This window comes from Pseudomonas sp. BNK-30, assembly GCF_047456185.1.
In the GTDB taxonomy this organism is placed as follows: Bacteria; Pseudomonadota; Gammaproteobacteria; order Pseudomonadales; family Pseudomonadaceae; genus Aquipseudomonas; species Aquipseudomonas putida_E.
In genome coordinates this window covers 2,583,959-2,609,213 of the sequence record NZ_CP179904.1, presented here as the reverse complement: position 1 = coordinate 2,609,213, position 25,255 = coordinate 2,583,959, and the positions used below count along the sequence as shown (strand labels likewise).

General features: G+C 61.1%; 22 protein-coding genes. 7 read left to right on the top strand and 15 right to left on the bottom strand.

Features of this window, described 5'->3' with window-relative positions:
- The first annotated feature begins 70 nt into the window (after window positions 1-70).
- The 5 genes from ACMGGN_RS12195 to ACMGGN_RS12175 all read left to right on the top strand — a co-directional run bounded on the left by ACMGGN_RS12195 (window position 71) and on the right by ACMGGN_RS12175 (window position 6,522).
- Window positions 71-1,378, top strand: coding sequence for an MFS transporter (locus tag ACMGGN_RS12195; RefSeq protein WP_414156806.1), 1,308 nt, complete (start codon window positions 71-73; stop codon window positions 1,376-1,378).
- A gap of 28 nt (window positions 1,379-1,406) precedes the next feature.
- Window positions 1,407-2,396: an AraD1 family protein gene (gene araD1, locus ACMGGN_RS12190; protein WP_251962309.1), complete on the top strand. Its 990-nt coding sequence runs from the start codon at window positions 1,407-1,409 to the stop codon at window positions 2,394-2,396.
- Window positions 2,397-2,561: 165 nt separating this feature from the next.
- Window positions 2,562-4,136 carry an aldehyde dehydrogenase (NADP(+)) gene (locus ACMGGN_RS12185; protein ID WP_237860468.1) on the top strand — a complete coding sequence of 525 codons (1,575 nt, stop codon included), beginning with the start codon at window positions 2,562-2,564 and terminating at the stop codon, window positions 4,134-4,136.
- A gap of 88 nt (window positions 4,137-4,224) precedes the next feature.
- On the top strand, window positions 4,225-5,556 hold the full coding sequence (locus ACMGGN_RS12180; RefSeq protein WP_174141685.1) for an MFS transporter: 1,332 nt from the start codon (window positions 4,225-4,227) through the stop codon (window positions 5,554-5,556).
- A gap of 9 nt (window positions 5,557-5,565) precedes the next feature.
- Window positions 5,566-6,522 (top strand): 2-hydroxyacid dehydrogenase, encoded by a 957-nt coding sequence (locus ACMGGN_RS12175; protein WP_012313890.1) that lies wholly within the window; start codon window positions 5,566-5,568, stop codon window positions 6,520-6,522.
- 74 nt (window positions 6,523-6,596) lie between these two features.
- Here ACMGGN_RS12175 and ACMGGN_RS12170 read toward each other — a convergent pair whose 3' ends face one another.
- The 5 genes from ACMGGN_RS12170 to ACMGGN_RS12150 form a co-directional block, all read right to left on the bottom strand.
- Entirely contained in the window at window positions 6,597-7,760 is a 1,164-nt protein-coding gene (locus ACMGGN_RS12170; RefSeq protein ID WP_012313891.1) for an AAA family ATPase, read from the bottom strand.
- A 112-nt stretch (window positions 7,761-7,872) separates the two neighbouring features.
- A complete protein-coding gene (locus ACMGGN_RS12165; protein ID WP_414156805.1) occupies window positions 7,873-8,142 on the bottom strand; it encodes a DUF3077 domain-containing protein in 270 nt (89 codons plus the stop codon).
- 167 nt (window positions 8,143-8,309) lie between these two features.
- A complete protein-coding gene (locus tag ACMGGN_RS12160) occupies window positions 8,310-8,552 on the bottom strand; it encodes a hypothetical protein (protein WP_254467535.1) in 243 nt (80 codons plus the stop codon).
- Between the two features lie 429 nt (window positions 8,553-8,981).
- The gene (locus ACMGGN_RS12155; protein WP_251962311.1) at window positions 8,982-9,422 is read right to left on the bottom strand and encodes a hypothetical protein; all 441 of its coding nucleotides are present in this window, start codon (window positions 9,420-9,422) and stop codon (window positions 8,982-8,984) included.
- A gap of 168 nt (window positions 9,423-9,590) precedes the next feature.
- Window positions 9,591-10,133 carry an AAA family ATPase gene (locus ACMGGN_RS12150; RefSeq protein ID WP_251962312.1) on the bottom strand — a complete coding sequence of 181 codons (543 nt, stop codon included), beginning with the start codon at window positions 10,131-10,133 and terminating at the stop codon, window positions 9,591-9,593.
- Window positions 10,134-10,333: 200 nt separating this feature from the next.
- Here ACMGGN_RS12150 and ACMGGN_RS12145 point away from each other — a divergent pair, with 200 nt between their 5' ends.
- Together ACMGGN_RS12145 and ACMGGN_RS12140 are read left to right on the top strand one after the other, a co-directional pair.
- On the top strand, window positions 10,334-13,840 hold the full coding sequence (locus tag ACMGGN_RS12145; protein WP_414156804.1) for an AAA domain-containing protein: 3,507 nt from the start codon (window positions 10,334-10,336) through the stop codon (window positions 13,838-13,840).
- 203 nt (window positions 13,841-14,043) lie between these two features.
- The gene (locus ACMGGN_RS12140) at window positions 14,044-14,616 is read left to right on the top strand and encodes a nucleotidyltransferase family protein (RefSeq protein ID WP_080765855.1); all 573 of its coding nucleotides are present in this window, start codon (window positions 14,044-14,046) and stop codon (window positions 14,614-14,616) included.
- A gap of 604 nt (window positions 14,617-15,220) precedes the next feature.
- Here ACMGGN_RS12140 and ACMGGN_RS12135 read toward each other — a convergent pair.
- From ACMGGN_RS12135 to ACMGGN_RS12090, 10 genes are all read right to left on the bottom strand, one after another.
- Window positions 15,221-16,096, bottom strand: a complete 876-nt coding sequence (locus tag ACMGGN_RS12135) for an alpha/beta hydrolase (RefSeq protein WP_012313894.1) — start codon at window positions 16,094-16,096, stop codon at window positions 15,221-15,223.
- Window positions 16,097-16,253: 157 nt separating this feature from the next.
- The gene (locus ACMGGN_RS12130; RefSeq protein WP_237860475.1) at window positions 16,254-17,597 is read right to left on the bottom strand and encodes an OprD family outer membrane porin; all 1,344 of its coding nucleotides are present in this window, start codon (window positions 17,595-17,597) and stop codon (window positions 16,254-16,256) included.
- An 84-nt stretch (window positions 17,598-17,681) separates the two neighbouring features.
- A complete protein-coding gene (locus tag ACMGGN_RS12125; RefSeq protein ID WP_251962314.1) occupies window positions 17,682-18,611 on the bottom strand; it encodes an alpha/beta hydrolase in 930 nt (309 codons plus the stop codon).
- Window positions 18,612-18,678: 67 nt separating this feature from the next.
- Window positions 18,679-19,698 (bottom strand): 4-hydroxy-2-oxovalerate aldolase, encoded by a 1,020-nt coding sequence (dmpG, locus tag ACMGGN_RS12120; RefSeq protein ID WP_115275229.1) that lies wholly within the window; start codon window positions 19,696-19,698, stop codon window positions 18,679-18,681.
- 2 nt (window positions 19,699-19,700) lie between these two features.
- Window positions 19,701-20,648: an acetaldehyde dehydrogenase (acetylating) gene (locus ACMGGN_RS12115; RefSeq protein ID WP_115275228.1), complete on the bottom strand. Its 948-nt coding sequence runs from the start codon at window positions 20,646-20,648 to the stop codon at window positions 19,701-19,703.
- Between the two features lie 64 nt (window positions 20,649-20,712).
- The gene (locus tag ACMGGN_RS12110; RefSeq protein WP_012313899.1) at window positions 20,713-21,144 is read right to left on the bottom strand and encodes a RidA family protein; all 432 of its coding nucleotides are present in this window, start codon (window positions 21,142-21,144) and stop codon (window positions 20,713-20,715) included.
- 3 nt (window positions 21,145-21,147) lie between these two features.
- Window positions 21,148-21,918 carry a 2-keto-4-pentenoate hydratase gene (locus ACMGGN_RS12105; protein WP_039601368.1) on the bottom strand — a complete coding sequence of 257 codons (771 nt, stop codon included), beginning with the start codon at window positions 21,916-21,918 and terminating at the stop codon, window positions 21,148-21,150.
- 10 nt (window positions 21,919-21,928) lie between these two features.
- Complete coding sequence (locus ACMGGN_RS12100; protein ID WP_115275227.1) at window positions 21,929-22,711, bottom strand: 2-keto-4-pentenoate hydratase; 783 nt, start codon at window positions 22,709-22,711, stop codon at window positions 21,929-21,931.
- Entirely contained in the window at window positions 22,708-24,180 is a 1,473-nt protein-coding gene (locus tag ACMGGN_RS12095; RefSeq protein ID WP_046787100.1) for a 2-hydroxymuconic semialdehyde dehydrogenase, read from the bottom strand. Before ACMGGN_RS12095 ends, ACMGGN_RS12100 begins: the two co-directional genes overlap by 4 nt.
- Before the next feature lie 224 nt (window positions 24,181-24,404).
- Window positions 24,405-25,223, bottom strand: a complete 819-nt coding sequence (locus ACMGGN_RS12090; protein WP_414156803.1) for a tRNA U-34 5-methylaminomethyl-2-thiouridine biosynthesis protein — start codon at window positions 25,221-25,223, stop codon at window positions 24,405-24,407.
- Between the last annotated feature and the right edge of the window lie 32 nt (window positions 25,224-25,255).

Here is a 25,255-nt window from a genome sequence, read left to right as displayed (position 1 = left end):
AGGTTAGCGGTCTGCCAAAAAGCCCCGGCCAGGTGCTGTGCCCATTACAAGAACAATTGGAGACATCGCCATGATTCAGGAGCAGCGGCTCGTCCGCCTGATCACACTGAAACTCATCCCTTTTCTGGTTCTGCTTTACCTTGTGGCCTATGTCGATCGTTCGGCGGTGGGCTTTGCCAAGCTGCACATGGGCGCCGACATAGGCCTGGGTGACGCGGCATATGGCCTTGGCGCCGGGCTGTTCTTCATCGGTTATTTTCTTTTCGAAGTGCCGAGCAACCTGTTGCTCGACCGCTTCGGTGCACGTCGCTGGTTCGCCCGCATTTTGCTGACCTGGGGCGCGATCACTGTCGGCATGGCGTTTGTCACCGGGCCCAACGGCTTTTATGTGATGCGTTTCTTGCTGGGGGCCGCTGAGGCGGGCTTCTTCCCGGGGGTGCTGTACTACATCACCCAGTGGTACCCGGTGCGCCATCGCGGCAAGATCCTCGGTTTTTTCATTCTCTCGCAGCCGCTGGCCATGCTGATCACCGGGCCGCTTTCGGGTGCGCTGCTGGGGCTTGAGGGCATCTACGGCCTGCATGGCTGGCAGTGGTTGTTCATCTGTATCGGTACCCCGGCAGTGCTGTTGGCCTGGCCCACCTTGTGCCTGCTGCCGGACGGCCCTGCCAAGGTGCGCTGGCTCAGCGACGAGCAACGCAACTGGCTGCAGGAGCAGTTGGCCAACGACCTGCGCGAGTTCGGCCAGACCCGCCATGGCAACCCGCTGCATGCCCTTAAAGATGGCCGGGTGCTGTTGCTGGCGCTGTTCTACTTGCCGATGACCCTGAGCATCTATGGCTTGGGCCTGTGGCTGCCAACGCTGATCCACCAGTTTGGCGGCAGTGACCTGGTCACCGGTTTTGTCTCGGCGGTGCCCTACCTGTTCGGCATCATCGGCCTGCTGATCGTGCCGCGAAGCTCCGACCGCCTGAACGACCGCTATGGCCATCTGGGCCTGCTGTACGCACTGGGTGCCGTCGGCCTGTTCTTCAGCGCCTGGCTGACGGTACCGGTGCTGCAGTTGGCCGCGCTGTGCCTGGTGGCGTTCGCGCTGTTCTCCTGCACGGCCATCTTCTGGACGCTGCCGGGGCGGTTCTTCTCCGGTGCCAGCGCTGCTGCGGGCATCGCCTTGATCAACTCGATCGGCAACCTCGGCGGTTACCTGGGCCCGTTCGGCATCGGCGCGCTGAAGGAGTACACCGGGCAGCTGTCGTCGGGCCTGTATTTCCTGGCGCTGGTGATGCTGTGCGGGGTGCTGCTCACGGGCGTGGTCTACAACCGCCTGGAGCGCCGCCAGCGCCTGGCTTCCACGCGGGCGGCCGAAGCCTCCCGCTAACCTTTGCAACCGACAAGCGAGCACAAGCATGCGACTGATCCAATTCGAAACCGCCGCCGGCGCGCGCCGCGTGGGCGTGGTGGAAGGCGAGTACGCCCTTGAAGTACTGGGCGCCGCCAGCACCCGTGAGCTGGCCCTGCAGGCCATAGCCGCTGGCCGTGACCTGGCCTGCGAAGTGCAGGCCGCCGGGCTGGGCGAGCGCCATGACTACCTGGCCCTGCTGGCCGAAGGTCGCGTACTGCCACCGCTGGACCACCCGGACTCTGCCCACTGCCTGGTGACCGGTACCGGCCTGACTCACCTGGGCAGCGCCGCCACCCGCGACAAGATGCACCAGCAGCAAGCCGAAGGCGCCGTCACTGACAGCATGCGCATGTTCCAGTGGGGCCTGGAGGGCGGTCGGCCGCCAGCGGGCGAGGAGGGCGCGCAGCCGGAGTGGTTCTACAAGGGCGACGGCGGCATCGTCGTGCGCCCCGGCGCCGACCTGCCGCTGCCGGCCTTTGCCGAAGATGCCGGCGAAGAGCCGGAGCTGGTCGGGCTGTACCTGATCGGTAGCGACGGCACGCCATACCGCCTCGGCTACGCCTTGGGCAACGAGTTTTCCGACCATGTGATGGAGCGGCGCAACTACCTGTACCTGGCGCATTCCAAGCTGCGCGCCTGCAGCTTCGGCCCGGAGCTGCGCCTTGGGGCATTGCCGGCTCACCTGGAAGGTACCAGCCGCATCCTGCGCGATGGCCAGGTGCTGTGGAGCAAGCCGTTCCTGTCGGGTGAGCAGAACATGTGCCACAGCTTCGAGAACCTCGAGTTCCACCACTTCAAGTACGACCAGTTCCTGCGTGCTGGCGATATCCATGTGCACTATTTCGGCACCGCCACGCTGTCGTTTGCCGACGGCGTTCAGGCGCGCCCGGGCGATACCTTCGAGGTCAGCCTCGATGCCTTTGGCCAGCCGCTGCGCAATGGTATTGGCGCAGCGTCCGGGCAGCGTCGCCCAGGTGTAGTGAAAAGCCTTTGAGCGTGTTGCCGGTCAGTCGATGAAGTCGGGACGGCTGTGCGGTCCATCGCCGGCAAGCCAGCTCCCACAGGTACCGCGCAAACCTCAAGATTTTGCGCGGCCCCCTCTGCCCTGACTGACCGCCATGCGCCACTGAGCCCTCTTTCTTTGTTACAGGAGTCAACCATGTCTGGAAGCAACTTCATTGGCGGCCAGCGCAGCGCTGCCGGCAGCGTACGCCTGCAAAGCCTGGATGCACGCACCGGCGAAGCATTGCCGGTGGTCTTCACCCAGGCCACCCCTGAGGAGGTGGCCGCCGCCGCCCAGGCCGCCGAAGCAGCATTTGCCGAATACAACGCCCTGGCGCCAGAGCGCCGCGCGCAGTTTCTGGAGGCCATTGCCGACCAGCTGGACGCGCTGGACGATAGCTTCGTCGCCACGGTGTGCCGCGAAACTGCGCTGCCGGCTGCACGCATCCAGGGCGAGCGTGGCCGCACCAGCAACCAGATGCGCCTGTTCGCCAAGGTACTGCGCCGTGGCGACTACCTGGGGGCGCGCATCGACCGCGCGCAGCCACAGCGCCAGCCACTGCCACGCCCTGACCTGCGCCAGTACCGCACCGGCCTTGGCCCGGTGGCCGTGTTCGGCGCCAGCAACTTCCCGTTGGCGTTCTCCACGGCCGGCGGCGACACCGCCGCAGCACTGGCTGCCGGCTGCCCGGTAGTGGTCAAGGCCCACAGCGGCCATATGGCCACTGCCGAGCTGGTGGCTGAAGCCATCGAGCGTGCGGCGGTGGCTACCGGCATGCCCGCTGGCGTGTTCAACATGATCTATGGCGCCGGTGTCGGTGAAGCGTTGGTGCGCCACCCGGCGATCCAGGCGGTCGGTTTCACCGGTTCGCTCAAGGGCGGCCGTGCCCTGTGCGACCTGGCCGCAGCGCGCCCGCAGCCGATCCCGGTGTTCGCCGAAATGAGCAGCATCAACCCGGTGCTGGTGTTGCCTGCGGCGCTGCAGGCCCGCGGCGAGCAGGTGGCCAAGGAACTCGCCGCATCGGTGGTACTGGGTTGCGGGCAATTCTGCACCAACCCCGGGTTGGTCATTGGCATTGCCGGTGAAGCGTTCGGCACCTTCGTCGCGGCACTGGCTGCGCAAATGGCCGACCAGCCAGCGCAGACCATGCTCAATGCCGGTACCTTGCGCAGCTATGCCAGCGGCGTACAGCGCCTGCAGCAACACCCGGGCGTGCGCCATCTGGCCGGTGCCGAGCAGGTTGGCGACCAGGCCCGGGCACAGCTGTTCCAGGCTGATGTGAGCTTGCTGCTCAACGGCGACGAGCTGCTGCAGGAGGAGGTTTTCGGGCCAGCCACGGTGGTGGTCGAAGTGGCCGACGAAGCCGAACTGCGCCGCGCCCTGCAAGCCCTGCATGGGCAACTGACCGCCACCCTGATCGCCGAACCGGAGGACTTCCAGCGCTTTGCCGCGCTGGTGCCGCTGCTGCAGCGCAAGGCCGGCCGCCTGCTGGTCAACGGCTACCCGACTGGCGTCGAGGTGTGCGATGCAATGGTGCATGGCGGGCCTTACCCGGCCACCTCCGATGCCCGTGGTACCTCGGTCGGCACCCTGGCCATCGACCGCTTCCTGCGCCCGGTGTGCTACCAGGACTACCCGGATGCGCTGCTGCCTGACGCCCTGAAAAACGCCAATCCACTGGGCCTGCAACGCCTGGTCGACGGCCAGCACAGCCGTGATGCGCTGAGCTGAGGCAGGGTGCTAGCGCTGTATACCCGCCGGGCTATGCCCCGGCGGGCTTTCGACCGACACCGTAAAACAACAAAAAGAGGTTGCAGCCATGCCGAGTCGTTCCCTGCCCGCCGACCAGGTCGCGTGGGAGTCACTGGATAGTCGTCTGTTTCGCAAGATCAGCTGGCGCATTGTGCCGTTGTTCATCGTGTGTTTCCTGTTCGCCTACCTAGACCGGGTCAATATCAGCTTCGCCAAGCTGCAGATGCAAAGCGCGCTGGGTTTCAGTGACGCTGTGTACGGGTTGGGTGCGAGCCTGTTCTTCGTCGGCTACTTCCTGTTCGAGGTACCGAGCAACGTGCTGCTGCACCGCATCGGCGCACGTATCTGGATTGCCCGCATCATGATCAGTTGGGGTTTGACCTCGGCGGCAATGATGTTCGTCACCAGCGAAACCTGGTTCTACGTACTGCGTTTTCTGATCGGTGTCATGGAAGCCGGCTTCGTGCCCGGCGTGCTGTACTTCTTCACCCAGTGGTACCCCAGCGACCGCCGTGCGCGCATCAACGCCTATTTCAAGAGCTCGATCTGCCTATGCGGCATCGTTGGCGGTCCGTTGGCCGGGTTTATCCTCGGCCACTTCGACGGGGTAAACGGCCTGGCCGGGTGGCAGTGGCTGTTCCTACTCGAAGGCCTGCCATCGGTGCTGCTCGGCCTACTGGTACTGTGGCTGGTCACTGATCGCATCGAAGATGCCCGGTGGCTTGACGGCGAAGAGAAACGCTACCTGCGAGAGCGTCTGGACGCCGAGCCCAAGCCCAGCGGTGGCAGCTCGATCAGGGCGATTCTGCGTGAGCCCGCTTCGCTGGCGCTGTCGGCGATCTATCTGTGCCTGGTCATGGCGCTGACCGGGTTACTGTTCTGGATGCCCCAGTTGATTCGCAACGCTGGGGTGGACGATGCACTGGATATCGGCCTGCTGACCATGATCCCGTACCTGTTGGCAGTGGTGGGCAACCTGCTGATCGGCCGCAGCTCCGACCTGCGCGGCGAGCGCCGCTGGCACATGGCGGGTTGCGCAGCCATGACTACCGTTGGCTATGCCTTGTGTGCCGGTTTCAACGCCCAGCTGTTGGTACTGATGCTGGGCATGAGCCTTGTCATGACCGGGATCATCGCCTGGATGCCGATCTTCTGGACCTTACCGCCGAAATACCTGGCCGGGTTGGCCGCAGCGGCGGGTATCGCGTTGATCAACTCGATCGGCCAGCTCGGCGGCATCATTGCGCCTTACATGGTGGGCAAGGTCCGCGATGTCAGCGGCTCGGCGACGCCCGCATTGTGGCTGCTGACGGCGGTCAGCCTGCTGGCGGTGGTGCTGATTGTCTGGGCCGTGCCACGCCGCTTGTATGCGGTTCAACCTGAATCGCGCACCCACTGAGGAGGTTGCATGCAACGTGTCGTTTCTTTCGGGCCTATTTCCAGCGCCGAGGTGCTGGCCGACCTCGAACAGCGTTACCACTTCCGGCGTTTCGACCAGCCGTTGGCTGACCGCGACGGCTTCCTTGCGGCCTTGGCCACTGCCGACGGACTGATCGGCAGTACATTACCGCTGGATGCTGAGCTGCTCGACCACGCGCCTTCGCTCAAGGTGATTGCCAGCGTGTCTGCTGGCTTCGACAACTACCCCTTGGGCTATCTGCGCGACCGCGGCATCTGTTTGACCAATACCCCCGATGCGGTGACCGAAACCACCGCCGATACCGGGTTCATGCTGCTGATGATGGCCGCGCGACGCGCATGCGAGCTGGCGCAACTGGTGCGTGACGGCGGCTGGACTCAGGGCATCGATGCCTCGCGCTTCGGCATGGATGTACACGGCAAGACCTTGGGCATCGTCGGCCTTGGCCGGATTGGTGCGGCCGTGGCCAGGCGCGCGCACTTTGGTTTTGGCATGCCGGTGCTGTACAGCGGCAACAGCGCCAAGCCCGAGTATGAAGCGGAGTTTGCGGCAAGGCGTGTGCCGCTGATGCAGTTGCTGGGCGAGGCGGACTTCGTCTGCGTCTGCGTGCCGCTGAGTGCGGCCACCCATCACCTGTTCGGCCGCGCGCAGTTCGCCGCTATGCGCGCCGATGCCGTGTTCGTCAACATTGCCCGTGGCGCGGTGGTCGACGAGCGCGCGCTGCTAAAGGCGCTGGCCGAAGGGCAGATCCGCGCGGCTGGGCTGGATGTGTTCGAGCTAGAGCCGTTGCCCGCGAGTTCGCCATTGCTGGCCTTGCCCCAGGTGGTTGCCTTGCCGCACATTGGTTCCGCCACCGTCGAGGCACGTGCGTTGATGGCGCGTACCGCAGCGGCCGAACTGGCGGCGGTGCTCGAAGGTAGGGCACCAAGGCATCCAGTGCGATAGGGAGCGCGCAGGAGCGGCCAGCTCCTGCGTTGCACGCCTTGGCATTCGGGGCTTGAGGCTGGGTGCCGTCGTGGTCAGTCAACCCACCGCCACAGCGGTTCATCCAGCAACCCAACCCCGCGTAGCTGTGTCTGCCCCTGAACCTTCTCCAGCTCCAGCACATTGCACCCGTCACACGCCGACAGCGCCTCAATCAGCGGCGCACTGTGCGACACCACCCAAACCTGGCTCCGCCTCGAAGCGCGAATGATCAACCGCGCCAGCGCAGGCAGCAGGTCGGCATGCAAGCTGGTTTCCGGCTCGTTAAGCACCATCAGTGACGGCGGCCGTGGCGTCAGCAACGCAGCCATCAACAACAGATAACGCAACGTACCATCCGACAATTCACCCCCACCCAGCGGGCGCAACAGCCCATGCTGATGCAGCCGCACGCTGAACAGCCCACCCGGCGGCGCATCAATCTCCAAGCGGCTACCGGGAAACGCGTCATCCAGTGCCGCTATCAGGTCTTCAACCTCGCCAATCTCGATGATGGTCTGCAACGCCGAGGCAAGGTTACGCCCGTCATGATGCAGCACCGGCGAGCGCGTCCCCAGCTGCGGTTGGCGGCAGGGTGCGTCGCGGTCGATGCGGAAGTGATCGTAGAAGCGCCAGCTGTTGATGAACGCCCGCAGCTCACCAATCTCCGGCGCCTGCCGTGGCCGGCCCACGATGTTGAAAAAGCTCTCGCAGCTGTCGGCATGTTGATCGAGCACCGTCCAACTATTGCCTTCCCGCGCACGAACCATGGCGTTCTTGCGCTCAACCAATAAGGACGATGGGCGATAAGCCCCAGCGCCCCAGATGGCTTCGCACTTGATCTCGGGGTCGAGCATGAATGCGGTGGGATAGGGCAGGGGTATCGGCAAGCCCAGCGAGATGGCAAAGCCGAAATCCTCGGTGGCGAAGCCCAGGCGCAGGCGTTTGGCCTCGCTCGGATGCTGGCCTTGGATGGGCACTTCACCGCGCTTCATGCGCGCACTCATCTCTGGCCCAGCCCACCAGGTCGAATCCAGCCCGCCTTCGCGGGCAAGCGCTTCGATCACGCCGCCCTGGGCGGTCTCGGCGAGCAGGCGCAGGGCTTTGTACAGATTGGATTTGCCGCTGCCGTTGGCGCCGGTCACCAGGTTGAGTTGGCTTAAAGGCAACACAAGGTGGTTGATGGAGCGGTAGTTGCCGATGGCGAGGGTGGTGAGCATGCGGTGCGTCCCAGGTTTAACTCAGTGCCTGATTGTGGGCGAACTGCACGTGCCTTACTACCGTTCAGCACGGTTTCGGGAGGGCGGCGTGGGCCTGCAGGTAGGGGTGTGTTCACGGGGTTTTCATCATGCCCAGTTCGGCATCATCGAGCAGGGCCTTGGCCAGGGCGCAGAGGTAGTGCGAGGCCCACAGCAGCTGGGGCTTGTCTTCCATCAGGCCGTCGATGGTCAGGTCGCGGGCATAGCCCATCAGTTCCGAGGCCTGTTCGCGGGCGCTTTGGCAAGGGATGCCGGGCTCGATGCGGAACAGGGGGTGGGTCTGGTTTTCACCTTGGTAGAAGGTGGTTTTGCCGGCGGTGAATGCGGTTTCTTCGGTGGCCATTTTTTGATCTCCCTGAAGGTGTAGCTGCCTGGGCTGGCCCCATCGCCGGCAAGCCGGACTCCCACAGGTTTCACCGGGCGTCTGAGGGGCGTCTACAACCTCAGGGGCGGTGCTGTGCGAGAGAGCTAGCCCGTGAAAGAGCCAGGCCAGGCAGATCATGATGAGGATTAATGCAGCGTCTGCGGGTCGGCTGGCTTTTGTATTTGGGCCAGTGCTGACTCGAGCAATTTGCGCAGGGCATCGAGCTCGTGCATCGAGGTCATGATCATCACGGACACGGGTGATTTCGGCTGCATCAACATCGCGTGTTGGGCAACGACTTCGGCGCAGAGCGCGTAGTCGGCAGCCATCATCAGTGTGTCTTCGAGGGAGTGGGGATTGTGAGGCGGATCGGGAACGATCTTGAGCATGATGAAACTCCAACGTCGAACGGTGGAGCTACCACGGCCTTGCTGTCAAACAATGAGGTGGCAGCTGTACGCGGGTTGACAGACCGAGACGTTGGCACTCGGCGCACCAGAGGGTGCCCGCACGTACAGCCACCATAACAGTGTGCACATGTGGACAACGAAGACGGTCTGTCAAAACCGGTCGCTGAATTGGCAGCGACCGGCCGAGACTAGAATCCACATTGGCCATGTGCAACGAAAAATGGGCGGCGGCAGTATCTTTGGGAAATGCCCTACAGGAAAGGGGTTAAATCTGATTTTTCCGGCTGTTCGATGTAACAGCTTGTAACGCGGTGGCAGTCAAAATTCAGGGCTGGGCAGAGTGGGCGGCATGCCAGTCAGCGCTCATTTCTCTTTTTCCACCCGTGCCCCGAGAAAACTGAAGAGGCCTCATTCAGCTGCTGCCACAATACCCTCTTCTGAAGCCTGGCGCGCTCTTCGGTGAGTCACAAGGAGCATGACCACCGCAGTCAAACCAGGCATTGGGTAGAACAACACAAAAACTGAATACCACTCCAGTTCATTCAATTCGCTGACCCAGCCCAAGCCCCCTGCCAAGATCAGCCCCCAGACCAGCGCAATGATGACTGCAGCCATAACTCGCCTGTCCTTGGGTAGTTTCGGCTCGCGAACCATGGCTGCCGCATAGGCCTTCCAGCACCCCCACAGACCGAACGTGGAAATCAAGAAGACGGGTACCACAAACTCCGGCACCTTGAAGAGCATTACTGCCAAAAACAGCGTGGCCCCGATGAAGGAGTAGGTGACCGGCGCGATGCCAATGAGCGCGCCCAGTGTCAGAAAAATTCGAAGTTTGGTGAGCTTGGTCATGCCAGTCCTTGAGTGATTACGGCAGCTGCGTCCGGGTAGCCACATTGAGCGGGGAGCATAGGGGCACGCGCTACAAAATCAAAGTGTGGGGTTTGACAGGCCGCACGCACGATCACCAAGCGCTACGGCTCTGCGTATGTGATATCCATCGAGTATGGGGTAGGCGACTTAAACTCCACTGATCATCGAGCCAGGTTCGCGCCGGGCTGCTGGCAGCCTATCGAGAAACGCCCTGATTCCTCGCTTCCCTCGCAAGTGAATTGTAGGCACCTGTGCCCCGAGCTTAAGGCGAACTGCTTCGATACCAGGTCGGTAATTCCGGTCGAACGTCCACACGAACTTGAGAAATTCCAGGTCGAACCTTTCCTCACAACCTTCCGCACGATCAGGCCGTGGCTGGATGCGAAGCAGGCGTAACAGCACCCGAATGAAACAGGTGAGCTTGGGCGTGTCGAGCCAGATGATCAGGTCCGCTCGCGGCAAACGCAGGTCGAAGGTACGGCGCGCATAGTTGCCTTCACACACCCAGGCGTCACCAGCAACGGCATCGCGTACACGGTCACGGAACTGTTCGGCGTCAGGTTCCGCCCAGCCGGGCTCCCAGAAGAGTTTGTCCAAGTGAACGACGGAAAGCTCCAGGTGTTCTCCCAAGGCGCGGGCAAGGGTGGACTTGCCGCTGCCGCCGTTGCCCAGAATGACGATTCGTTGCATGGTGACTTCCTGTCGTAGGCAAAAGAACGATTGTATGGCGGTGGTTGAGCAACCCCAAGGCTAATGGATGGCAATCAGCCATTGACAGCCTTCCATTCGCTAAAGACCATCCGGATCCAGGCGCGCTTCACCAATGTGCAGCGTTACCCCATCCGCTTTCGACCGCAACATTGAGTGCCGGTCCGTAACAGATCAGGACGATGAACGACTACGCCCTAAAACTCGCCAATTACTGGCGCACCTCCCTCGCCGACGCTGAAAACGGCAATGGCGCGCTCAACTCCAGGCAAGCCGAAGCGCTCACCCCGGTCGGGATGGAGCATGTGCAGAAGGGTGGTTTGCCAGAAGAACTTGCAGCCAAGCTGTTTGCCGATGAGGCGCCAGACGCTTCGACCATAAAAGTCACGCTGCGCCCTTGGGTTTATCTGTCACAGCGCGAGCACGGCAAGGTTCGGACGGGCTTGCCTGCAGCGGTCACCCCGCTGATCTGTACCGTATTGGTGTGCCGTGATGGGCGCCTTTACCCGACCACACAAGCTTTAGTGCCGCGTGACATTCTTGAGCCGCTGGACAAGGACACTTTCTTCATCGGGGCACAGTCTGCGCTGGATGACTTTTTGTCGGTCGAAGAGGTGCCCGCTTTCACACCGCCGGGTGAGGGGGAAATAATCGACATTGAGCAGCATCTTGAACAGTGGCGTAAGTTTTACGCGTTCTGCCTGCGGATGGCCCGTGAGGTCGGTAAGGGGTGGGATGCGGCCGAAGACGGCATGAAGCCGGCCAAGTACAGCTTGCTGTTCAAAGAAGACAAACCTGACGGCTTCAGCAAGAACATCGTCAACCTCTACGACTACCTGCGTCAGCATAAGCCCGATGCCCCGTTGTTCGAGCGCTTCGCCCAACGTCACCCAAGCCCGGACGAGCCTTGCTTGCCCGCTGGTAGCCTTTTTGCCGCGCGCTTGGGCCACGCTGGTGACGAATACGCACTGGCCCCTGCCCAGCGTGATGCCTTGGCGCATCTGGTGGCCGGGCAGGCGGGCGATGTGCTGGCAGTCAATGGTCCACCGGGCACGGGCAAAACCACACTCGTGCTGTCGGTGGTCGCCTCGCTTTGGGCGAAGGCCGCTGTGGCAGGTGGCGAGCCTCCGGTGATTGTCGCCAGTTCCACCAACAACCAGGCGGTGACCAATATCATCGCGGCTTTCGGCAAAGACTTTGCCGAGGGCACCGGACCGTTGGCGGGCCGTTGGTTGCCTGGCATCAATAGCTTTGGCGCCTACTTCCCGAAGGCATCGGCCGAAGCGGAGCTTTCCGGTGTCTACCAGACCAAGAGCTTCTTTCATGAGTTGGAGTCTTGCGCCTATCTGGACAAGGCCAAGCACGCCTACTTGGTACAGGCGGCAGCGGCTTTCCCGGGTGTTCAAGACCTCGATGTCGAGCGTACGGTCGGGTTACTGCAACAGCAAATCAAGGCGCGCCAGCAGCAACTTGCCGATATCGAGCAGGCGTGGGCGGCGCTCGTCCGCGCTCGGGAGGCGCTTCGCGTTGCGTTGGGGGATGACCCACAGGCCACTCTGCAGGCCCGACAAACCGCTCAGCTCGACCAGCTGCAGCAACTGGGCACTGCACAGAAGCGGCTCAAAGATTTCAAGCATTACCTGGCACATGAGTCACTGTTCTACAGCCTGTTCAGCTGGATTCGCCCCATTGCCGCCAAGCGCCTTCGCCTGGCCAAATTGCAGCTCGATGGCGCCGATGCCGAGCTGCAGAACGCTGCGACTTTGGGCGAAATCGAAACGCGGCTTGAAGCTGCGCAGGCCCAAGCGGGCCAGGAGCATCAGCGGCTCACCCAACTGCTGCAAACCGCTCAGCAACTGTTCGAGGCTGAACAACAGCGGCTGCACGGTTGGCATGGCGCGATCAGCTCGCTGGCTGATGCGGCCGGCCAGCCTGCTGCCCAGGCCACTCTGGAGGACTGCGACCGCTGGGCCGATACGTCACTGCGTTTCGAAATATTCCTGCTGACTACCCACTATTGGGAAGGGCGTTGGCTATTGGAAGTCAGCGAGGAGCTGCAGGAGATACTCGACAGCCGCAAGAAAACCGGTGCCAAGACGCTGATCAAGAACTGGCGCCGTTGGATGAAGCTCACGCCTTGTGTGGTCTCGACCTTTTTCAGGCTACCCAAGGAGCTGTCGTGCAAGCGCTACGACGACGGTGATTACATCGACGACTATCTGGTCAACTTCATCGACTTGCTGATCGTCGACGAAGCTGGGCAGGTGTTGCCGGAGGTCGCCGCGCCGTCGTTTGCCCTTGCTCGCCAGGCGCTGGTCATCGGCGACACCCAACAGATCGAGCCAATCTGGTCGATCCCGGCCAAGGTGGATATCGGCAACCTCACCAGTGCTGGGCTGGTTTCGCACACCCATGCCGAGGAGGACTACGAGGCCTTCTGCAAAGCCGGGCGCAGTGCCGCAAGTGGCAGCGTGATGGCCATCGCTCAGTCTACCAGCCGTTATCACTACGATCCCGACCTTGCCCGGGGTATGTACCTGTACGAGCATCGCCGCTGCTATGACTCGATCATCGCCTTCTGCAATACCCTTTGCTACAAGGGCAAACTGCTGCCTCGCCGGGGGCGGGCAGCGCAGGAAGGCTTACCGGGCCTTGGCTACCTCCATATCGACGGCTTGTGTGAGCAAAACAGCCATGGCAGCCGCCAAAACCTGTTCGAGGCGCAGACCATTGCTGCGTGGCTTCACGCCCATGCAGATGAGCTGAAGCAGTGCTACCCGCAAAAATCGCTTCACGAGATCGTTGGGGTGATAACGCCATTCGGGGCCCAAAGCCGCGCCATCGCCGAGGCATGCCAGGCATTGGGCCTGAACGCTGGAAAAGGGGCAGACCAGATCACTGTCGGTACAGTGCATTCGTTCCAGGGCGCAGAGCGGCCGGTAGTGATTTTCTCGGCGGTATATTCCAAGCATGCCGATGGCGGTTTCATTGATCGTCGCGACGGTATGCTCAATGTGGCAGTGTCCCGGGCCAAGGACAGCTTCCTGGTGTTTGGTGACATGGATCTGATGGGTCAGGTGCCTGTCAGCAAACCGCGCGGGCTACTGGCGAAGTACCTGCTGGCCGACCCTGCCAGTGAGTTGCAGTTCGAGCATCAGCCCAGGCAAGACTTGCACACCGCGAGCACGGGATTAAGTCATTTGCACGACTGGTGGCAGCATGACCAGTTCTTGAAAGACACACTGCAAACGGCCAGCCACCAGGTTCAGATCATCACGCCGTGGGTCAAGTTGGATTGCCTGTTCACTACAGGGGCGCTTGAGCAAATGCGTGCAACGGTGGATCGCGGCGTCAAGGTCGAGGTGTTCACCGACCTGCAGCTCAATACTGAAATTTCAACCCGAAAACCTCAGGGTGAGCCGCAAAAGGTCGCGGCGTTCAACGCTACCTTGGCGGAGTTGAAAACCCAGGGTATTCCTGTTCGTATCGTCAATAAGGTACACAGCAAGATCGTCATGGCCGATCAGAGTCTTTTGTGTGTCGGTTCATTCAACTGGCTGAGTGCTCAGCGTGAAGGGGATTACGTCCGTCACGAGACTTCAATGGTTTATCGAGGTGTCGACGTGAATGACGAGATCGAACTCAATCGCACCAGCCTGGCCAGAAGAACGGCATCTTATTCGGGTTGAAAAAGGTTTTTCACGGATTGTCGGGGGGATTGAGAGCTGGGGCTTTGACGCCCCGGCTTAGTGATCCAGGACGGTTGGAAGGACGCTTAAATTCTTACCTGAAGCGCGTGTTGACGCGCTTACCGACACAGAGGGCAAGTGGGATCGGGGAGTTGCTACCGCATCTGTGGATGCCGACCTAGCTTCGATAAGGTGATTTCAAGGTGGACTATATTTCAACAATCCAAGCAGTTATTTCGGATGACCCTGTTCGGCGAAGGTTGCTCGAAATTGTACGCTCCTTAAACTTGCCCGACTGCTGGATAGGAGCAGGTTTCGTTCGAAACGCGGTTTGGGATCATTTGCACGGTAACGCAGCATCTCCGGTTTCAACAGACGTTGACGTTATCTGGTTTGACGGCATGAACTGCACCCCCGAACAAGATGATGCTTTGGAAGCAATCCTCAGAGGCCAATACTTGAACGTACAGTGGTCTGTGAAAAACCAGGCGAGAATGCATGTTCAGAACGACGACGAGCCCTATCAATCGGCGACCGATGCAATGCGTTACTGGCCAGAAACCGCCACGGCGGTAGCGGTAAGACTACGAGAGGACGGAACATTCGAAATCGCTGCGCCGCTGGGGCTCGACGATCTTTTTGACTTGACCATCCGGCCAGTAGGGAGGTTCGCCACGGATAAAGCAGCTATCTATCAAGACCGCGTCAAGTCCAAAAGCTGGTTGGATGTTTGGCCAACGCTGACGCTCTGGGAGCCGCCTCCAGGTTCTACCTAGAAGGTGGTTTTGCCCACGGTGAATACGGTTTCTTCGGTGGCCATCATCAGCGTGTCTTCGAGGGAGTGCGGATTGTGAGGCGGATCGGGAACGATCTTGAGCATGATCGAACTCCAACGTCGAACGCTGGAGCTATCACGGCAATGCCGTCAAGCAATTGGGGTGGCAGCTGTACGCGGGTTGACGGACCGAGACGTTGGCACTCGGCGCACCAGAGGGTGCCCGCACGTACAGCCACCATGACTAGTGTGCACATGTGGACAACGAAGACGATTTGTCAAAACCGGTCGCTGAATTGGCAGCGACCGGCCGAGACTAGAATCCACGTTGGCCATGTGCAACGAAAAATGGGCGGCGACAGTATTTTTGGGAAATGCCCTACAGGAAAGGGGTTAAATCTGATTTTTTCGGCCGTTCGATGTAACAGCTTGTAACGCGGTGGCAGTCAAAATTCACGGCTGTGCAGCGTGAAAAATGACCACCGCGGCGGGCTTTCTGTTGTGGTGTCTTTTGACGTGGATTGGCTTCCTGGAAGTACGGGCGCCAATGCTGGCCCTATCGCCGGAAAGCCGAATCCCGCAGGGTTCACCAAGCTGAGTACTGCCTACAAACCCAGCCATCGAATGATCCGCTGAAACATTGGTCCGCTTCCTGCTGCCAGATCGTCGAGGATATTGAAATGGTCCAGATCCAGGGCCAGCAGCTCCACCGGCACGCCTCCCTCGATGCAGGCCTGGGCATAGTCGATGGTCTGGCGACGGAACTCGGCGGTCTCACGAAGCCCGTAGGGCAGCATCAGAGGTGCCAGTTTCCGGGGAATGTGCAGGATCGGGCTCAGAGCCTCGGCCGACTGCCAGGTAAAATCCAGCGTCTTGGCCAGAAAGGTGTGCGGCAGTGGGCGCAGGTCATACACCCCGCTGACCGCGATGGCGCCCAAGTAGGGCTGTGCGGGCAAGCCATAGTCGCCGACCCAGTCGGTGGCCAGCAGCTCGACGACACCATGGGCGCCTGCCGAATGGCCGACCACGACGATGCGCTCACGGTCGATGCCGAACCGTTCGGCGTTGCGCCACATGAAGCTGAACGCCGCGCGGTGCTGGCGCACGATCTCGGCGATGGCGACCTTCGGCGCCAAGGTGTAATTCTCCACAACCGTGACCACGCCTTGCGCGGCCAGGCCCTTGGCGACGTAGCTCCACTCCTTGCTGGTGGTCGCTCGCCAGTAGCCGCCATGGACAAAGAAGACCGCCGGGCGCAGGGCCTCGTTGACGTCCTGTGGCGGGAAGAACACATCGAAAGTCTCGTCCAGGGTCGGGCCGTAGGGCACGTCCAACTGGTTGGGCAGTTCGGCGCGCACGGCCTGGCTTTGCGCGATGAACTCCCGCACATAGCCGTCGAAATCCGTCACCGAGGCCTCGATGTCGTATTGCTCGTCGAGTTGGGCGGTGGTGGTGAAGTCGTTGTAAAGAAAGGTTGTCATGCAGGCATGCTCCAGGCACGAACTCTCGGAGGCCAGCCCCTTGGTAATGGGCCCGCCAGGGTCACGGAAATACCCGCTTGAGCCTGTACGCGCCGCTTTAGGCGCGTACAGGCCCTGCGCAAGATAACGCCAGCGAGCAATAGGGCAGCGTTATCACTTAGAAAATAGAAAAGGGCATTCTGAGAATAACCCTCAGCTCATCAAAGTTACCCTCGGCCTGGTGGCTGCTTGCGCGGTGCCAAGCGTAACCTGCAAGAATACTTCCACCCTTTAATTCGCCAGATTGAAATGTGTAACTCCCTAAAAGGCCGGTTTCGTTATGGCGTTCGTTGTCCTGAAGCAGCGAAGCCGTGTAAACCCCCTTTGGGCCCCCGTCATAGCCCGTTCCATCAATACCCCAGCCCCGGGTGTGCCAGAGTATGCTTTTAAATCCAGGAACGCCGTAAGCAGCCCAGTCATTTATATATTTGACCTGAAAGGAGGTTTCGTTCGGGCCGTTAAAGTAAGAAACCATGGTGTTCGGTAGCTCAATGGCATTTGACTCTTTCACGAAGTCAAAGAATTCATCACCCACAATTTTCTGAAGGCCGAATTCCACTGAGTGGTTCTTGAAGCGCGGGGTGATGGCCAGACCAAATGCCTGCTGATCGATAGGGCCAGCTTCTTCCTTCCCGCTTGATTTTGTATTGTACATCGATAGCTTCACCGATGTGGTGAGCCCTTTCGATTGGAATGTCTGTGCCAGGCCAAAATATTGCCTGTCCCAAATATCCTGAATGCGCGAAATATAAACACTGGTTTTCAGGCCGTTCGCGCTAGTGTGGTCCCCGCCAAAATAAGCGGTCCAATCACTGGTGACCGGGCGCATGGCGTATTGCAGTCCGATGTCTTCGGTGCCTGCAGCATAACGTGGCGCCATTTTTGAGAAGTAACCAGACTTTAACACCAGGCCATCAAAGGATGAGTTTTCAACCGACAGCCCGTCGAAAGAGGCAGGAACAGTACGAGTATCCGAAAAATTCATGACAGGCGTGGCCACCTGGTGACGGCCGATTTTTACGTCGGTCTCGGCGGCTCGCAACTTGACTGCGGCAACGCCCAAGCGACTCCATGTAGGTTGTACATCACCATCGCTGTTCACCAGCATTCTGTTACTGCCCCCCGCAGCGTCACCCGTGTCGCGTTCTAACGCGACGACAGAATAGGCAGCAAGATCCAGTCCTACCCCCACGGGCCACGAGGTGTAGCCGGACTCGAATCCCAATTTGAAACCTTGCTGCCAGGCCACTCGGTCATGCGAAGCCTGCGGGCCTTCGTCCGTTTTATACCGATATACGGTGTTGCGTCTCCCGATTTCCTTGGAATACCACTGGCGGGTATCAAGTGTAAGAGAGCTTCCCTCGAAGAAACCGCTTTTCGCCTCGGCCAGTGCTTCAAAGCAACAAACCACTCCAGGTAAAAAGCATGACATGGCGACCACGTTTTTTATGCGGACAGACATAGAGGTAGCCCTCGATTGTTATTGTTTGGAAAGGCAGGGGAGGTGGTTATCCCGGCGTGCGATTGCGCCGGGCTAATGCTTTTTTTATTGGGCGAGTTCGGTCGTGTATTCGATGATCTTTTTTGTCACTTCGCCATTGGATGTGTCTACGGGCACAAAATGATTGGAAGAACACAGGGCATCATACTTCGAGTTGGCTCCAGCGGCGGTGGCACGCTTCACGTAATCAAGAACGGACGGGAAGCGGTCGCTTTGGTTTGTAATGAAAACCTGCGGTACCTTTATGATTGGCATCTGGGTGGGCGATACTTCCTGAAGTCGCGCCTGCAACTCCTTTCCCTGAACGTGGCCTAGCACTTTCGGCTGTATGTCTTTGCCGCGAGGGAGTTGAGCATGCCATGCCAGGTCAACAACCCCGTCCAGCACCAGCACGCCGCTGATCGACAAAGGGTTTTTCACATAGAGCTCAGACTGCGCCTTTAACAGATTTCGCCCAGCCAACCATAAAGCGTAATGCCCCCCCGAAGAATGGCCGAGTGTCACGGTTCTTCTGAGATTCAAGGGGTATTTTTTGGCCAGTTCGCGTAAATGATCAGCAGCCCCCGCAACGGATTTGAAGGAGTTGGGCCATTCGCCATAGCTGCCTACCCGGCTGTATTCGATGTTCCACGTTGCAAAACCCGCCTTGGTCAGCATATCAGCGACTGGCGCCATGTAATCCAGGCCTACATCAGCGCTCCAACGCCCGCCATGGATAACAATCACCACGGGGAAGGGCCCTTCGCCCTGCGGCAAACGAAGGTCCCCAAAGTTGTCCAAGCCTTTTCCATAAAACTCACGGTGGACGTCACCCATCACCGCAGGTGCACGCTTTACCGTATCTTGGAACAGCGACCATTCCTCCTGCGGGGCAGGTACAGGCAGTGGGCTTTTACAAACAATATTATGTTCTGCCGCGCTGATATTCATGGCGACAGAAGCCAGCAACAAAGAAATAGCGGTCTTGTTAATCATTATAAGCCTTTCCTGTCATGCGCATTGATGTTCACAAGTTCATTGAATTTTTGCCAAGTGGCAGTGTTCATCCTTGATTGAGCAAATCCAGGGCGACATCGACGATCATGTCTTCCTGGCCACCGATCATGCGGCGCTTGCCCAGTTCAACCAGAATGTCGAAAGTCGACAGGCCGTATTTGGCCGCGGCCGCCTCGGCATGGCGCAGGAAACTTGAATAGACCCCTGCATAACCCAAGGCCAGCGTTTCCCGGTCTACCCGCACCACCCGTTCCTGCAGGGGACGGACAATGTCTTCAGCGGCATCGATCAGCTTTTTCACGTCGCAGCCGTGGTTCAGGCCCATGCGCTCGGCGGCGGCGGCGAATACCTCGAGCGGTGCGTTGCCGGCCCCGGCGCCCATGCCGGTCAGGCTGGCATCGACGCGATCGCAGCCGTGCTCCAGGGCGACCAGGCTGTTAGCCACGCCCAGGCTGAGGTTGTGGTGGGCGTGCATGCCGGTCTGCGTCGCTGGGTCAAGCACGTCCTTCAAGGCCTTGAAGCGCTCGGCGATGTCCCACATGTTCATCGCGCCACCGGAATCCACAACGTAGATGCATTGTGCACCGTAGCTTTCCATCAGTTTGCCCTGCCTGGCGAGGCCAGCCGGGGTCTGCATGTGGCTCATCATCAAGAAGCCCACGGTGTCCATGCCCAGGGACCGGGCGTATTCGATGTGTTGGCGCGAGACATCGGCCTCGGTGCAGTGGGTGGCCACGCGCACGATCCGCGCGCCAGCATCGTAGGCGGCCTTGAGGTCGTGCACAGTGCCAATGCCCGGTAGCAGCAACGTGGCGATGCGGGCGCGCTGCACCACTGCGGCTACCGCGGCGATCCACTCAAGGTCGGTATGGGCACCGAAGCCGTAATTGAAGCTCGAACCCTGCAGGCCATCGCCATGGGCGACCTCAATGCTGTCGACGCCGGCTTGGTCCAGGGCCTGAGCGATGCACGCGACCTGTTCCAGGCTGTAGCGGTGACGCACGGCATGCATACCGTCGCGCAGGGTCACGTCTGAGATATGGATCTTTTTGTTCGTGTCGATCATCTTCACAACCCCTGATCAGTGAACTGCGCCTGGGCGATACGTTCAGCGACGGTCAGCGCCGCGCTGGTCATGATGTCCAGATTGCCGGCGTAGGCCGGCAGGTAGTGCCCGGCACCTTCCACTTCGAGATACACCGCGACTTTGATGCCGGTGCTCCAGCCAAGGCCAGGGATGTTCTGCCGGTTGTTCTCGGTGAAGTGCTCGAACTGAACGTGTTGTTTGAGGCGGTAACCCGGCACGTAGCGGTTAACCTCGGCCACGCGCTGCTCGACCGCGTCTACGATGGCTTGGGTGTCGGCGTCCAACGGCACGAAGCAATACACCGTGTCGCGCATGATCAATGGCGGCTCGGCCGGGTTGAGCACGATGATCGCCTTGCCGCGCGCCGCGCCGCCGACCTCGACGATGGCGCGTGAGGTGGTCTCGGTGAATTCGTCGATGTTGGCACGGGTGCCGGGGCCGGCCGACTTACTGGAGATTGCCGCGACGATCTCGGCATAATGCACCGGCGCCACGCCCGCCACCGCATGCACGATCGGGATGGTCGCCTGGCCGCCGCAGGTGACCATGTTCAGGTTCGGCTCGTGGGCATGCTCGGCGAAGTTCACCACCGGGACGACATACGGGCCGACGGCTGCAGGGGTGAGGTCGATGATGCGTACCCCATGGGCACGCAGCTTGCTGTCATGCACCTTGTGCGCCCCAGCGGAGGTGGCATCGAAGGCGATGCGGATTTCCTTGAAATTGGGCAGCGCGAGCAGCCCGTCGATCCCGCCTGCGGTGGTGGGTACACCGAGGCGCTCAGCGCGGGCCAAACCGTCTGAGGCCGGGTCGATACCCACCATGGCTCCCACCTCAAGCGTATCGGAGCAGCGAAGGATCTTGATCATCAGGTCGGTGCCAATGTTGCCAGAGCCGATGATCGCTACCGGTATGCGAGCAGATGACATCTGTTCTTCTCCTTTGCAGTGCAGACAACCGTATCGGGTGATATCTGCACATCTACGAGTTGGTTCAGCGCAGCGGCTTGTAGGCCACAGCCTTGATTTCGATGACCAGATGCGGGTGCGGCAGCTGGTGCACGGCGACGGTGGTGCGGGTCGGACCGTCGGCATCGAAAAACTGCCCGTACACTTGGTTGTATTGGGAGAAGTCGTTCATGTTGACCAGATAACTGCACACTTCCACTACGTCCTCCAGGTCGGCACCGACACTGCGCAGGATGTCGCGGATGTTGTTCAGCACCTCGCGGGTCTGTGCTTCGATGCATGGGCGTATGCGCCCAGAGGCGTCCGGCTCTGCACCGGCGATGCTGTTGTCCGGGCGCCGCGAGCTGGTGCCAGAGACGAACAGGAAGTCACCGGCACGCTTGACGTGGGGGAAGGCCCCAAGCGGTGTGGCTTTGCCGTCTACTACCCGGGCGTGGGTCTGCGATTTGTCGCTCATGGCTTATTCCTCGCGCAGCGTTTCAAACGCTACGCTTCCCAAGTCCTGAAATTCGCAGCGCACCGCTACGCCTGGGCGAAGCGCCACGGCCGCCGTCGCCGCACCGGCCAGTACCAGGCTGCCGGGCTCGAGCGCCTCGCCTTGTTGCGCCGCCAGGCGCGCTGCTGCTACCAGTGCGCGTACCGGCGCGCCGAGGATCGCCGCCGTGCTGCCCATCTCCACCGCGCGGCCATCGAAACTCATCACAAGCCCCAGGTTGCCCAGGTCAGTGTCCGGGCGCTGCCAGCCGCCGACCACGAAGCCGGACGATGAGGCGTTGTCGGCCACCACGGCGGGCAGCGAGAACTTGAAGTTGCAATAGCGCGAGTCGATCACCTCCAGTGCCGGCGCCACCGCTTCCACAGCGGCCAGGGCCTGCAGCGGCGTAACGTGCCCTTCAAGGCGCTTGCCCAGCAAGAAACACACCTCTGGTTCGACGCGCGGGTGCACGTAGCGAGACAGGTCGATGCTGCCCCCTTCCTCGATCCACATATCTGAGGTCAGCCGCCCCCAGATCAGGTCGGACACGCCCATCTGCGCCATCTTGGCGCGGCTGGTAAAGCCCATTTTGACGCCCACCTGGCGCGCCCCACGGGCCAGGCGCTTCTCGATCAGCAGGCGTTGAACCGCATAAGCCTCTTCCAGGGTCACGGTATCTTCGCCGCCTAATTGCAACGTGGCCTGGGCGTACAGGGCGGCATCGTCGAGGCGCTTGGCAATACGTTCAATTTTCATGCAGATCACCTCAGCTAGCGGAATCGAAACAGGCCCGGACACTGCCCAAACCTTGGATACGTGCCTCGAAAACATCACCGGGCGCAACGCTTACCATTGGCCCCAATGCACCGCTGAGCACCACGTCGCCGGCCCGCAGCGGGGTGCCCGCCTCGACCAGGGTACGGGCCAGCCAGAGTGCAGCATTGAGCGGGTGGCCAAGGCACGCGGCCCCTACGCCGAATGAAACCGGCTCGCCTCGGCGCTCCATGACCATGCCGGCCAGGCGCAGGTCCAGATCACCGAGCTTCACTGGCCGCTGGCCGAGCACGTACAGCCCTGCCGAGGCGTTATCGGCGATGGTGTCGAGGATGCTGATGTTCCAGTCGGCGATGCGGCTGCCGACCACTTCTATGGCCGGCAACACATAGGCGGTAGCCGCCAGCAGGTCGCTGAGCACGATCTGCTCGCGGTCCAGGTCGTGTTCCAGTACCAGCGCCACCTCAGCCTCACATTTGGCCTGCATGAGGCGGGGCCAGGCGATCGTCTCGCCGTCGCTGACTTCCATGCTATCGAGCAGTGTGCCGAAGTCAGGCTGATTCACACCCAGCTGCTGCTGCACCGAGTGCGAGGTCAGACCGATCTTGCGCCCGGTGATACGTCGCCCGGCACTCACCTGGCGTTGGGTATTGAGCTGCTGCACCTTGTAGGCGTCGGCGATGGCATCAAGCTGATCGCGCACCGGCGACACCGGTTCACCACTTCTTGCCGCTTGGTCGAGCAGGTCGGCCACCTGTTGATGTCGTTCGGTCATTGTTCGCTCTCCTGGTCAATGCGCACGCAGACGTTGGTCAGTTCCGAATAGAAATTCAGCGAATGCATGCCGCCCTCGCGGCCGATACCGGACAAGCCGGCGCCACCGAACGGCGTGCGCAGGTCGCGCAGGAACCAGGTGTTCACCCAGCTGATGCCCACCCGCATGGCTTCGCTGACGCGGTGCGCGCGGCTCAGGTTGCTGGTCCATACCGTCGCGGCCAGGCCGTAGCGGGTGTCGTTGGCGCGGGCGATGACTTCGCGCTCGCTGTCGAACGGGGAAATGTGGCAGATGGGCCCGAAGATCTCCTCGCGCACGCAGCGCGCATCATCCGGCAGGCCCGTAATTACCGTCGGCTCGACCCATGCGCCGTTGTCGCGCGCGTCACCAAAGCGTGGCACGCCGCCACCGGCAATGAAGGTCGCGCCTTCCTGGCGGGCCAGTTCGAAGTAGCTCAGCACCTTGTCGCGGTGTTTGGACGAGATCAGCGGCCCCATCTGGGTCGCGGCTTCGTGAGGCCAGTCAACCTTCATTGTCTTGATGCGCTCTGCAAGGGCAGTGCAGAAGCGCTCGAACAGCGGGCGTTCGACATACACCCGCTCAGAGCACAGGCAGACCTGCCCGCTGTTGAGGAACAGCGCGCGCATCATGCCGTCGATCATCTTGTCGAAGTCGCAGTCGGCGAAGATGATCGCCGCGTTCTTGCCACCGAGCTCGAACGACACCGGCTTAACCCCTTCGGCGGCGGCGCGCATGATGGTGGTGCCGGTACGCGATTCGCCGGTGAAGGTGATGGCGCTGATGTCCGGATGGCGCGAAATGAATTCGCCCGCCGAATTCGGGCCGAAGCCATGTACCAGGTTGAACACACCATCCGGTACGCCGGCGGCTTGCATCACCTCGGCCAGTAGTGTTGCGGTGCCAGGGGTGTCTTCCGAAGGTTTGACCACCACGGCGTTGCCACAGGCCAGTGCGGGCGCAACCTTCCACGTCAGCAACAGCAGCGGCAGGTTCCAGGGCGAGATCACCCCGACCACACCCAAGGGCTTGCGGGCTGCGTAGTTGAGCGCGTAGGCGCCATCTGGCAGGTCCAGGCGATGGCTGTCCAGCGGTGCGGTAGCGAGTATGTCTGCGAAGGTGCGGAAGTTGGCGATGCCACGCGGCACGTCGATCACGGAGGCCATGGACAACGGCTTACCAGTGTCGGCCATCTCGGCGGCAAGGAAGTCCGCCTGGCGGCGTTCCATTTCGTCCGCAATTTTGCGCAGCACGGCCACACGGTCGGCCGCAGTGGTACGGCCCCAGGCGCCGGCAACGGCACGATGCCCGGCTTTGACCGCTTCGTCTACAAGGTCCCCGTCAGCCTCATGGACCAGGGCTACCAGGGAGCCGTCGACCGGGCTGATATCTTCGAAGGTATTTGGGCTCTCGACCCAACGACCATTTACGTAATTGCGATAGTGTTTCATGACTGACCTCGATGACACGGCTGACAGCGAGCTGTGGCGGGCTCGCGTGATTGCTGCAGGCCTGGCCCGGCGAATCGCGGGCGCAGGCGAGCGCTGCTTGCGTTGCTCGGGCAACGCAAACGGTCCTGGGTGAATGGTTCGATCAGTACGCTTGACGGCCGTGGCTACCGCCGGGTCGGCGCACTTGGCAGGGCAGCGCTAGCGGCTGCGCTGCTGCATACAAGTCAACAGGGGTAAAACTGCACCACGGCGGCACCACTGCCATACAACGCGCCGTAGTGATGAACCTTGGCTCCCTGGAAGCGCCCGCCTAGCGCACCGAGCAGCCAATGGAAATGCTTGAAGCCCATATCGACTCGGGCCTGTGCAGCGTAGGTGGGCAGCGCCTCCCGCAGCCCATCGACGTCACCGGTCTCAATCAGCGCCAGCACCTGACGATTCCAGGCATCTTCCTCGGTGTGTACGATGCGGTCGTCGCAGGGTTCGATTGGCTTGGTGAACAGGCTGCCGGACAAGCCGCCAACCCCCACCACTGCCACACGCTTGTCCTGCTCGGCAGCGCAGGCCACGGCGATCGCCGCCAGTTTTTCGGTGGCTTGGGCGTTGTCATAGAGATTGTTGGACGCCACCACCAGTGGCAGCCCTTCAGTGCCCACACACAGTGCGGTGCTAGCGACGATCGTGCCAGTGTCAATCGGGAAGCCTTGGTAGTCAGCGCCACGGGCATTCACGCCTTGGGCACGGCATGCTTCGATGCAGGCGTTGGCCAGCGTCACATCGCTGTAAAGGTCATAGGGCAGCTCACCGAATTCGTGCCAGTTTTCGTCGACGTGAATGTCTTGGCTGCGTCGACGGGTCAGCCAGATTTCATCCAGCACTGCGAACCACTGGGTGGAGTAGACAAGCACCACGTCCGGCTCAGAGGCCTTCAACGCGACACCTGCCTGTTGCATTGCACGCTGAAAACGCTGCCAGTTGGGCACGTCGGGGCACAGCTGGGGCAGTGGGCTGCCAGGAACCAGGAAGGCCGATACAACAGTCATGGTCGTTTCACCTGAGAAATAAGACGGGATTG